The organism is Pelagerythrobacter marinus (genome assembly GCF_009827515.1).
Taxonomy (GTDB): domain Bacteria; phylum Pseudomonadota; class Alphaproteobacteria; order Sphingomonadales; family Sphingomonadaceae; genus Pelagerythrobacter; species Pelagerythrobacter marinus.
On sequence record NZ_WTYO01000005.1, the window covers coordinates 193,652 to 205,124 of the forward strand.

An 11,473-nucleotide genomic window follows, 5' to 3' on the forward strand; every position below is an offset into this window, starting at 1 on the left:
CCGCCTGCCGCACGGCGGCGGCAGGGCATGGCCGGCATGGAGACGGGAGAGAATATCCAGCATGGGCGAACCAGCGGAGAATACACCGGTCATCATCGGCGTCGGGCAGGTATCGGAACGGACGAACGATGCAGGCTACCGCGCGCGATCGCCGATGGACCTGGCGGGCGATGCCCTGGCCGCCGCAATCGCCGACAGCGGCGTCGACGCCGGCGGGCAGGCGCGGCTCGCGCGGTCGATCGACACGATCGGCGCCATTCGCCAGTTCGAGATCTCGCGACCCGACGCCAGCGCGCCCTTCGGCAGGGCCGACAACCCGCCGCGCGCGATCGCCCGCCGGATCGGCGCCGATCCGGCGCGGGCGATCCTGGAAACGACCGGCGGCCAGACCGGGCAGAACCTGCTGGGCGAGCTGGCCGGCGAGATCGCGGCCGGGCGCAGCGAGGTCGCGGCGATTGCCGGGGCCGAGGCGATTTCCACCGTGCGCGCCCTGCGCGCCGCGGGCGAGGCGCGCGACTGGAGCGAACACGTCGGCGGCTCGATCGAGGATCGCGGCTACGGGCTGGAAAGCCTGTTCGATGCCGAATTGCTGCACCACGGCGCGACCAGCGCGCTGGCGCACTACGCCCTGTTCGAGAATGCCCGCCGCGCGGAACGCGGCCTTTCGCCGCAGGCCTATCGCCAGGCGATCGGCGATCTCCTGGCGCCCTTCACCCGGGTCGCCGCGGCCAATCCCCACGCTGCCGCGCCGCGCGCGCGCACCGCGCACGAACTGGCCGCGGTGACGGATCGCAACCGGATCGTCGCCGAACCCTATGCGCGGATGACCGTCGCCCGCGACCAGGTGAACCAGGGGGCGGCGGTAATCGTCGCCTCGGCCGGCAAGGCGCGCGCGCTGGGCATTGCCGAAAGCCGCTGGGTCCATGTCCACGCCGTGGCCGCGGCGAGCGAGCCCGCGCCGATGGAACGCGCCGACCTCGCCCGCAGCCCCGCCTCGATCGCGGCGGTCGAGGCGGCTCTCGGCCGCTGCGGGCGCAGCTTCGACGAGGTTCGCCATATCGACCTCTACTCCTGCTTCGCGATCCCGGTGTTCAACCTCACCGATCGTTTCGATCTCGCGCCAGGCGACCCGCGCGGACTGACGCTGACCGGCGGCCTGCCGTTCTTCGGCGGGCCCGGGAACAACTATTCGACCCACGCGATCGCCGAAGCCGTCGCCCGCGCCCGCGCCATGCCCGGCAGCTATGCGCTCGTCGGCGCCAACGGCGGGTTCATGAGCAAGTATTCGGCCGCGCTCTATTCGACCGAGCCGGCCGACTGGTCGGGGCACGATCGCACGATCGACCTGCCGCGACAGCCCGCCGCCGTGCCCAAGGCCGCCGGGGAGCAGGATCGGCTGACCGTCGAGACGTACACGATCGTCGACAGCCCCCCGGGCACCGAGGCCGGGCCGCGCGCCATCGTCCTGGGGCGGAACGCGGCGGGGGAGCGGATCGCCGCCAATGCCGACCTGGACGATTCCGAAACGCGGGCGTTGTTCGAAGGCGGCGCGCCCTTCGGCGCCCCGCTCCGGCTCTCGCGCGCGGAGGACGGGCGGACCATCGGCAAGCTCGGCCCTGCCTAACGGGGGCGGGCCGCAGCCGGTTCAGTCGCCCGTGAAAAGCGCGCGAACCTGCGCGTAGTCGGGCCACAGCGGATCGCCCCCGTCGCCGCCGAAGCAGGCATCGAGCACGGCCTGCCTACCCTCGCCCGCCGCCGCGACCAACCTTTCGCCGGCCGGGTCGTCGACGAACCGCGCGTCGCCGAGATGCCAGCGCCAGGCATCGAACGCCTTGCACAGCGCGCCGGGCACCTGTCCGCGCGCGCAATGCCAGACGGCCGTGTCGAGCCAGCGCTGCGGAATCTTCTGCGTGCCGTCCATCGCGATCTGGTCCAGCCGGTGGCGCAGGGCCGGGTCGGCGAAGCGCGCCAGCAGGTCGCGCGCATAGGCGGCCAGGTCCTGTCCCGGCGCGGGGTCGAGCGTCGGCATCGCCTCCGCCACCATCAGCCGTTCGGCCAGTTGGCGAAGGGCCGGGTCGGCCGCGGCCTCGTGCACGTAAGTGTGGCCGGCCCTGAGCCCGCAATAGGCCAGCAGCGAGTGGGCACCGTTGAGCATGCGCAGCTTGGCCGCCTCGTACGGGGCGACGTCGGCCACCATCTGCACTCCCAGCGCTTCCCAGCGGGGGCGCCCGGCGGCGAAGTCGTCCTCGATCACCCATTGGCTGAAGCGTTCGGTGAACACCGCGCCGCGATCTTCCTGTCCCAGCCGTTCCTCGAGCGCCTCCAGGTCGGCGCCGGTCGTGCGCGGCACGATCCGGTCCACCATTGTCGACGGACTCGTGCAGTTGTCCTCGAACCAGGCCAGCGCATCGGGTGCGCGCGCGGCGAGCCATTCGCGCACCAGCGCATGGAGAACTGCGCCATTGCCGGCCAGGTTGTCGCAGGAAAGCAGGGTGATCCCCGCCAGCCCCCCGGCCGCGCGACGCACCAGCGCTTCGCCCAGGACGGGGTAGAAGCTCTCCTGCGCTCGGTCGTGGTCGAGCCCACCGTCCTCGGCCCGGCAATAGCCCTTCTCGGTCACGGTGAAGCTGACGATCCGGCATTCGGGCGCGGCGATCCGCCCGATCGCACGCTCGGCATGGGGACGGGCGAAAAGCACTTCCCGCACCGCGCCGATCACGCGGGTCCGCGCGTCCGCCCCCGAACGCTCGGTCAGGGTATAGAGGCCGTCCTGCGGGGCCAGTTGCCCGGCGACCGTGGGCGAGCGCAGGGTGAGCGCGCCGATCGCCCAGTCGCGGTCGCCCGCGGCCATCGCGCGGTCGATGTACCATGCCTGGTGCGCGCGGTGGAATGCGCCGATCCCGAAATGGACCACGCCGATGGCCTGGGCCGCCCGGTCGTAGCCGCACTGCGCGATCTCGTCCGGCAGCCGGTCCAGCGTGGCGGGGCCGAGCCTCACAGGCGATAGGCCCGCTTGGCGAGGTCGTAGGCCAGCTCGCGCGCCAGTTCGGCCGCTTCCCAGTCCTCGATCCGGTGTTCGGCCACCAGCTGGGCCAGGAAACCGCAGTCGATCCGCCGGGCGACATCGTGGCGCGCGGGGATCGACAGGAAGGCCCGCGTATCGTCGTTGAAGCCGACCGTGTTGTAGAAGCCGGCCGTCTCGGTCGTCATCAGGCGGAAGCGCCGCATCCCCTCCGGGCTGTCGTGGAACCACCACGCCGGGCCGAGGCGCAGGCACGGGTAATGACCCGCCAGCGGTGCCAGTTCGCGGGCATAGGCGCTTTCGTCGAGCGTGAAGAGGATGATCGACAGGTCGCGCTCCGCCCCGAACCGGTCGAGCAGCGGCTTGAGCGCGTGAACATAGTCGGTGCGGGTGGGGATGTCCGCGCCCTTGTCGCGCCCGAATCGTTCGAACAGCGCGGCGTTGTGATTGCGGAAGCTGCCGGGGTGGATCTGCATGACCAGCCCGTCCTCCACGCTCATCGCGGCCATTTCGGTCAGCATCTGCGCGCGGAACAGTTCCGCGTCTGCGGCCGAGGCCTCGCCGCCCTTGACCCGGTCGAACAGCGCCTGCGCCTCCTCCGCCGGGAGATCGGCGGTCCGCGCGGTGGGATGCCCGTGGTCGGTCGATGTCGCGCCGGCAGCCTTGAACGCGGCGCGCATCGCGCGGTGGGCGGCAAGGTATCCGGCCCAGTGCGAACAGTCTTCGCCCGAAACCTGCGACAGCCGGGCGAGATTGTCGGCGAACCCCTCGAACTCCGGATCGACCACCGGGTCGGGGCGATAGGCGGTGATGACCCGGCCGCCCCAGTCGCTTGCCGCGATCGCGCGATGATGGTCGAGCGTGTCGAGCGGCCCCTCGGTCGTCGCAATCACCTCGATATTGTAGCGGTCGAACAGCGCGCGCGGGCGGAAGGCATCGGTCGCGAGCTTCTCGGTGATCGTGTCGTAATAGTGGTCGGCCGTTTCGGCATCGAGCCGCACGTCGATCCCGAAAGCCTCTGCAAAGACCCAGTCGAGCCAGATGCGCGACGGCGTTCCGCGGAACAGGTGGTAGTTTTTCGCCAGGATGCGCCAGGCCGCGCGCGGATCGGCCTCGTGCCCGGCGATGCCGAGGTCTTCCAGCCTGACGCCCTGCGAATAGAGCATCCGGAACAGGTAATGATCGGGCACGAGCAGCAGCTCGGTCGCATTGCCGAACGGCGCATTGGTGGCAAACCAGACGGGATCGGTGTGGCCGTGGGGGCTGACGATCGGCAAGTCGGCGACCGAGGCATAGAGCTCGCGCGCAATGCCGCGCACGGCGGGTTCGGCCGGCAGGAGGCGGTCGGGGTGAAGGGTCAGCGGGCGCGGCATCGGGGCGTCTTCTCCTGCGTGGTTCGCATGTCGGTTCGCGGTGCGGGGGATATGCCACTTGGCGCAGGTTTTGGAAACCGGTATCAATGGCGCAAATCAGACACTTTCGGGGCCGAAGTGCCTCGCTTTCGAACCACCTGGAACCAGCCGCCCCATGACACGAACCGCGCGAATTCAGGCGATCCGGGCCCACCAGGCCGATAACGTGGCCACTGCGCTGGAGGCGCTGCCTGCCGGCGCGGCGGTCGAGGTCGAGGGGGCGGAAATACGTATCCGCGACGATGTGCCGGCCGGTCACAAGTTCGCGCTGGCCGGCCTGGCCAAGGGGGAACCGGTGATCCGCTTCGGCGCGGCGATCGGCCACGCCACGCGCGCGGCAGCCCCCGGCGAGCACGTGCACCGGCACAACCTCGCCACCGCGCTTTCAGGCGAAGTCGCCTATCGCCCTGCCGGGGCAGCGCAGGCGGCCGTAACGGCGGAACCCTTGCCCGCCTGGCAGGGCTATCGCCGGGAAGACGGGCGTTTCGCGACCCGCAACGAGGTCTGGCTCCTGCCCACGGTCGGCTGCGTCGCGCCGCTGGTGGAAGACGTGGCGCGCGAATGCGCTGCGCGCCATGCCGGGCGGATCGACGCGATCGCGGGCTTCGGCCATCCCCACGGCTGCTCGCAACTGGGCGACGATCTCGCCGGCACGCGCCGCGCGCTGGCCGGCCTGTGCGCCAACCCCAACGCCGGCGGGGTGGTCCTGGTCGGCCTGGGCTGCGAGTCCAACCAGCTCGACGAACTGGTCGCGGCCGTCGATCCCGCCAGCCGCGGCAAGCTGCGCGTCGTGCGGGCCCAGGACGCGGGGGACGAGCGGGTGGAAACCGTGCGCGCGGTGGACGAGCTGGTCGATCTCCTCGCCCCCGTGGAGCGTGAGACGGCGCCCGCATCGGCTCTGGCCGTCGGTCTCAAGTGCGGCGGTTCGGACGCGCTTTCCGGTCTTACCGCGAACCCGCTGCTGGGCCTGTTCAGCGACCGCCTGGCGGCCAGCGGCTCGAAGGCCATCCTGACCGAGATTCCAGAGATCTTCGGCGCCGAGCAGGCGCTGTTCGCCCGCGCCACCTCGCCCGAGGTCTTCGCGGCCGCGGGCGACCTGCTCAACCGGTTCAAGCGCTACTTCCTCGACCAGGGGCAGCCGGTTTCCGAGAACCCCTCCCCCGGCAATATCGCCGGCGGCATCACCACGCTGGAGGAAAAATCGCTGGGCGCGGTGCAGAAAGGCGGACAGGCCCCGCTGGTCGACGTGATCGACTATGGCAGGCAAGCGACGCGGCCCGGCCTGACGCTGCTGGAGGCGCCTGGCAACGACGCCGTATCCTCGACCGCGCTGGCCGCGGCGGGCGCGACGATGATCCTCTTCACCACAGGCCGGGGGACGCCGCTCGGCTTCCCGGTGCCGACGGTCAAGGTCGCCTCCAACTCGCGCCTTGCGCGCGACAAGGCGGGGTGGATCGATTTCGACGCCGGGCGAATGCTGGACGAAGGGCGCGAAACCGTCGCAGGCGATTTCGCCCGCCGGCTGCTCGCCATCGCCAGCGGCGAGCCGACGGCTGCCGAACGCAGCGGCCAGCGCGTGATCTCGATCTGGAAGCGCGGCGTTACGCTCTAGCGCGCTATTGCCCGATGGCCTGCGGCAGCCAGAGCGACAGCGCCGGGACGTATGTGATCAGCAGCAGGGCGGCGACCAGCGTCAGGTAGAACGGCCAGATCGTGCGCACCAGCGCGGTCACCGGCACCTTGCCCACGGCCGAGCCGACGAACAGCACCGATCCCACGGGCGGCGTGACGAGGCCGATGCCCAGGTTCAGCATCATGATGATCCCGAAATGCACCGGGTCCACCCCGACGCCCATGGCCACCGGCAGGAAGATCGGCGTGGTGATCACGATCAGCGGCGCCATGTCCATGAACGTGCCCAGCGCCAGGAGCATCAGGTTGATGATCAGCAGGGTCAGTAGCGGATTCTCCGTCATCAGCGCGATCAGCGAGGCCAGCGCCGCCGGCACTTCCAGCAGGGCGAGCGCGAAGCCGAAGGCCGTCGCCGCGGCGATGATGAACAGGACCATCGAGGCGGTCCGGACCGACTTGGCCGCCGCTTCCCACGTACCCCGCCAGCCGAGGCTGCGATAGACGAGCGCGCCGATCGCGACGGTATAGACGACCGCCACGGCCGAGCTCTCGGTCGGGGTGAAGAAGCCGCTGAGGATGCCGCCCATGATGATCACCGCCGTCATCAGCCCGGGGATGGCGTAGGCCGCGGCGCGGATGAACTCGCGCCAGCCGGGGAAGCGCCCCACCGGCAGGCCGCGGCGCCGGGCGACCAGCCAGGCGGCGAGCATCAGCATCGCGCCCGTCAGCAGGCCCGGGACGATGCCGGCCAGGAACAGGTCGCCGATCGAAACGCCGATCCCCGATGCCGCCGAATAGATGATCATGTTGTGCGACGGCGGGATCAGCAGGCCGACGATCGCCGCGGTGACGGTGACGTTGACCGCGTAATCGCCGGGATAGCCCTTGTCCCGCATCAGCGGCACCATCGTGGAACCGATCGCGGAGGCGCTGGCAATGGCCGAACCCGAGACCGCGCCGAACATCATCGAGGCACCGACATCGACGATGCCGAGGCCGCCGCGGACCCGGCCGACGGCGGCGTCCGCCACGCGCACCAGCCGGTCGGCAATACCCGCCCGGTACATCAGGTCGCCGGCGAAGATGAAGAACGGGATCGCCATCAGCGTGAAAACGCTGATGCCCGCCGCGACCCGCTGGACCGCGACGATCGGGGGAATGCCCATCGCCGCGAAGCAGCACAGCGCCGCCGCCAGCAGCGAAAAGGCCACCGGCACGCCGATCGCCAGCAGTATGAACAGCACGCCGAAGAGGACCAGGAGTTCCATCAGGCCTTGCTCTCCTCTGCCGGAACGCGGCCGCGCACGATCCGGGGAATTGCGAAAACGGTCATCAGCAGGCCGGCGATCGGCAGCGGTACATAGGCCGCCGCCCGGCTGATCCCCAGCGAGGGGACGGCATTGCCGCGCACGGCCCAGCACAGCTGCGCGCCGTAGATCAGCAGCACGATTCCGACGATCGCGACGACGAGCGCGACCGCCCGCGCAAGACCGCGGCTGCGCTCGCCCAGCCGCTCTTCCAGCAGGGCGATGCGGATGTGGAACCCCTCGTAAACGCCGGCGGCAGAGGCGAACATGACGTACCAGATCATCAGGATCAGGGATGCCTGCTCGGTCCAGGACGGGCTCGAATCGAGCACGAAGCGGCCGAAGACCTGCCAGGCGATGATCGCCGTCATGGCGATCAGCCCCGCGGCGCCGAAGCCGATCAGCCAGCGCGCGATTGTCGCAGCCATTATCAACCCTCCCTCATCGCGAGGATGCGTTCGACGATCGATTTCTGCCGCGGCGTGGTGATGAACTCTTCCCAGACCGGGCGCATCAGCGCGGCGAACGGTTCCTTCTCGACCTCGTTGACCGCCACGGACGAGGCGGCGATCGTTGCCTTCGCCTCGGTCACGCGCCGGTCCCACAGGCGCCGCATCTCGGCCACCGACAACCGGGCCGCCTCGCGCACCAGGTCCCGATCGCCGGGCGAGAGGCGGTCCCAGCTCGCCTTGCTCATCACCAGCGCCTCGGGCGTCAGCAGATGTTCGGTCAGGCTCAGATGGCTCGCGACCTCGTAGTGGCGGGCGCTGACGAAAGAGGGCCAGTTGTTCTCCGCCCCGTCGATCACGCCCTGGGCCAGCGACTGGTACACCTCGCCGAACGGGATCGGCACCGCGTTCGCCCCCAGCGCGTTGATCATCGCGACGTAGAGGTCGGACGCCGGCACGCGCAGCTTCAGCCCCGCCATGTCGTCGGGCGTGCGGATCGCGCGGCGCGTGTTGTAGAAGCTGCGCGCCCCCGAATCGTAAATGCACAGGCCGATCAGGCCATGCGGCTCCATCGCCGCGAGAACTTCGTCACCCACCTCGCTATCGACCACGCGCCGCATGTGCGGCACCGATTCGAACACGAACGGCAGCGAGAACGGCAACGTCATCGGCTCGATCGAGTTGAGCGGCGCGAAGTTGACGCGGTTGAGATCGAGCCCGCCGAAGCTGGTAATCTCCAGCGTATCGGTCTCGCTTCCCAGCTGGCCGCCGGCATAGACCTTGATCCCCAGCCGCCCGCCGGTCCGTTCGGACAGGTAGCGGCCCATGAACTCCACCGCCTTGACCGTGGGATAATCGGCCGGGTGGGCGTCCGCCCCGGTCAGCAGGCCGGACATGCGCGGCTTGCACCCCGGAAGGGCCGAGGCGGCCGAAAGCGCCAGCCCCCCGGCCAGCAGCCGACGCCGGGAGATCGCGCCGCGAACGACGGAGGACGAGAAACGGCCGCCCCCCATCCTCAGTCGTCCAGCGCCGTGAAGCGGAAATCGCGGAACTTCGCCTCGCCCGGCCCGGCTGCATAGAGGCCGGGGCGCAACATGTGGAAGCCCCCGCGGACATTGTGGTGGTACCCCGAAACCTCCATTCCGCGGTCGAAGCGGTGCCAGGTCCGCCCGCCATCGCCGCTGGTGTCGAAGGTGACGATGTGTTCGCGGTTCGTCACCCGCATCCGCATCCGGCCGCCGTGGGGGTTGGCCGGGCGCGCCCGTTCGATCCCGTACTGGTGCGTCACGAACCGTTCTGCGTCGAAGCCGAGCCCGCAATAGAGCTTGTCGTCATAGAACAGGACCATCCCCGCCCGGCCGCCGGGCGCGATCTCGATATCGCATTCGAAACGGTAACTGCGGTCGCCGGCCGTCACCAGCAGGGGCGAGCCGCTCGACGGGGCATCGCCCTTGCCGGCAAGCCGAAGGACACCGCCGCCCGCGCGGACGCGATCCGCCTCGTCCGCGGCGGGGCGGAAGAACGCCCACTTGCTGCCCAAGGCGAGCGGCCCCGAAAAATCGTCGGACAGCGCCATGCCGTGCGGCTGCGCCTCGCCCCCCGCGGGCTTGGCGATCGGCTGCGACAGGTCGCCGCCGGTCATTTCGAACCAGCCATCGGGGGTGAAGCGCACCGGGTCCATCAGGCACTGGCGACCGAGCGTCCAGAACCCGTTCTCGTACCCGTGGTAGAGCGACCACCAGCTGCCATCCGGCGCTTCGACCAACGAGGCGTGGCCGCGCGACCACCAGGCCTCGTCGATCGAGGTCGTGCGCACGAGCGGGTTGCCCGGATGGTGTTCCCACGGCCCATGGAGCGAGCGCGAACGCGCGGCGATGACCATGTGCCCGGTCGGCGGCCCCGCCGTGCCCCCGACCGCGGTGAGCATGTAGAACCAGCCCCCGATCCGGTAGATCTTCGGGCCTTCGGGCGCGAAGCCCTCGACAATCCAGTCGGAAGGATAGCGCCACGGGTCGTAGACATGCTCGACCTCGCCCGCCAGCGAGAGGTTGTCGTCCGACAGGCGCACGCGGTCGCCGCCCGAAAGGAACAGCCAGCGGCTGCCGTCTTCGGCGACGGCATGGCACGGATCGATATGATCGTGCAGGCCCAGCGGCACCGGGTCGCTCCACGGCCCCTCGATCGCGTCGGCCCAGGTGACGAAGATGTCGTTGCGCGGGCTCGCCTTGACCGGGATGTAGAGGAGGTAGCGGCCGCGATCCTTGTGCAGGCTGGGCGCCCAGACGGACCCTATATTGCGGTGCAGCGCGGGCTTGAGCGGGCGCCAGTTCACCAGGTCGCGCGAATGCCAGATCGTCAGACCGGGATAGGCATCGAAGGTGGAGAACGTGACGTAATAGTCGTCGCCGTCCTTCAGGATCGCCGGGTCGGGGCGATCGCCGGAAATGACCGGGTTCAGGAACGTGCCATCGCCCTGGTCGGGCACGCGCTGGTTGTCGAACCCGCGCCGGTAGGTGCGCGGCCCGGCGGCCCGGCCGCCCTGCGCCGCGGCGGGAAGCGAAAGGCCCAGCGGGGCGGCGAGCCCGGCAGCGCCGGCACTGGCGAGAAGAGTTCTACGGTCCATAATCGTCAGCTCAATCCTGTTCCGCGCGCCCATTCGCGCCACAGCTCGGGCCAGGCCGCGACCGGCTTGCCGATCGCCTTGCGCAGGCCGAAGCCGTGCCCCCCGTGCCGGAAGAGATGGGTTTCGACGGGAATGCCCTTCTCCTTCAACGCGGCGCGAAGGATCAGGCTGTTCTCGACCGGGACGACATCGTCGTCCTCGGCATGAAGAAGGAAGAACGGCGGGGCGTCGGCCGGCACGTTCCGATCGGGTGAGTGCGCCGCTTCGAGCGCCGCGGACGGCGAAGCGCCGAGAAGGCGCTCGCGCGAGCCGGGGTGGGCATGCGGGGCCTGCATCGCCACCACCGGATAGACCGGCGCCGCACAGATCGGCTTCGCCCCCAGGCGATCGGCCGCGTCCACCGGCTCGTAGACGCGCCTTGCAAAGCGGGTGGCGAGGTCGGCGCACAAGTGGCCGCCGGCCGAAAAGCCCATCGCCGCGACCCGTTCCGGGTCGATCGCGAAATCGGCGTGGCGACTGCGGATGACGCGCATGGCGCGTTGTGCATCGGCCAGGCACACGTGCGGCCCCGCGGCCCATCCGTCGTAGGGCAGACGATAGAACAGGACGAAGGCGGTGAAACCGCGCGCCGCGAGCCAGCGCGCCATCTCGTAGCCTTCCTTGTCCACGACGACGTGGCGATAGCCCCCGCCGGGAATCAGGAGTACGGCGGCGCCGTTGGGCCGGTCGGGCCGGAACACCGACAGGCGAGGCACGGCGATGCCGCGCACCGCGCGGTCGGTGACCAGCGGATCGGTTGAACGCTCCGCGACCTGTTCGACCGGCGCGCGCGCGGGCATGCCCGGGGCGCCTTGCGGCCAGAGATCGATCGTCTCGACCGGCTGTGGAAGGCCCGGCGGCAAGGCACCGCCGGCCGAGGGGGGAGGCGTCTGGGCGGAAAGCCCCGTCGCCCCCAGGAAGGAAAGCGTGAGGCCCGCGCCGAGCACCGATCTCCGATCACTGTTCATGCGCGAGCCCCCTCAATCGCT

9 protein-coding genes are annotated in these 11,473 nt (G+C 70.3%); 2 read left to right on the forward strand and 7 right to left on the reverse strand.

Annotated features, from left to right (window positions below):
* The first annotated feature begins 61 nt into the window (after nt 1-61).
* Entirely contained in the window at nt 62-1,624 is a 1,563-nt protein-coding gene (locus tag GRI72_RS11940; protein ID WP_160734145.1) for an acetyl-CoA acetyltransferase, read from the forward strand.
* Nucleotides 1,625-1,645: 21 nt separating this feature from the next.
* Here GRI72_RS11940 and GRI72_RS11945 read toward each other — a convergent pair whose 3' ends face one another.
* On the reverse strand, nt 1,646-2,998 hold the full coding sequence (locus GRI72_RS11945) for a mannitol dehydrogenase family protein (protein ID WP_337191186.1): 1,353 nt from the start codon (nt 2,996-2,998) through the stop codon (nt 1,646-1,648).
* Entirely contained in the window at nt 2,995-4,395 is a 1,401-nt protein-coding gene (gene uxaC / locus GRI72_RS11950) for a glucuronate isomerase (protein WP_160734146.1), read from the reverse strand. The genes GRI72_RS11945 and uxaC overlap by 4 nt, the downstream gene beginning before the upstream one ends.
* 154 nt (nt 4,396-4,549) lie before the next feature.
* Here uxaC and GRI72_RS11955 point away from each other — a divergent pair, with 154 nt between their 5' ends.
* Nucleotides 4,550-6,046, forward strand: a complete 1,497-nt coding sequence (locus tag GRI72_RS11955) for a UxaA family hydrolase (RefSeq protein WP_160734147.1) — start codon at nt 4,550-4,552, stop codon at nt 6,044-6,046.
* Between the two features lie 4 nt (nt 6,047-6,050).
* Here GRI72_RS11955 and GRI72_RS11960 read toward each other — a convergent pair whose 3' ends face one another.
* The 5 genes from GRI72_RS11960 to GRI72_RS11980 all read right to left on the reverse strand — a co-directional run bounded on the left by GRI72_RS11960 (nt 6,051) and on the right by GRI72_RS11980 (nt 11,452).
* Nucleotides 6,051-7,334 (reverse strand): TRAP transporter large permease, encoded by a 1,284-nt coding sequence (locus GRI72_RS11960; RefSeq protein ID WP_160734148.1) that lies wholly within the window; start codon nt 7,332-7,334, stop codon nt 6,051-6,053.
* Nucleotides 7,334-7,801, reverse strand: coding sequence for a TRAP transporter small permease (locus GRI72_RS11965; protein WP_160734149.1), 468 nt, complete (start codon nt 7,799-7,801; stop codon nt 7,334-7,336). Before GRI72_RS11965 ends, GRI72_RS11960 begins: the two co-directional genes overlap by 1 nt.
* A 2-nt stretch (nt 7,802-7,803) precedes the next feature.
* Nucleotides 7,804-8,718 carry a TRAP transporter substrate-binding protein gene (locus tag GRI72_RS11970; protein WP_237487124.1) on the reverse strand — a complete coding sequence of 305 codons (915 nt, stop codon included), beginning with the start codon at nt 8,716-8,718 and terminating at the stop codon, nt 7,804-7,806.
* A 119-nt stretch (nt 8,719-8,837) separates the two neighbouring features.
* Nucleotides 8,838-10,445, reverse strand: coding sequence for a family 43 glycosylhydrolase (locus tag GRI72_RS11975; protein ID WP_160734151.1), 1,608 nt, complete (start codon nt 10,443-10,445; stop codon nt 8,838-8,840).
* A gap of 5 nt (nt 10,446-10,450) precedes the next feature.
* Nucleotides 10,451-11,452, reverse strand: a complete 1,002-nt coding sequence (locus GRI72_RS11980) for an alpha/beta hydrolase (protein WP_160734152.1) — start codon at nt 11,450-11,452, stop codon at nt 10,451-10,453.
* Nucleotides 11,453-11,473: the final 21 nt, after the last annotated feature.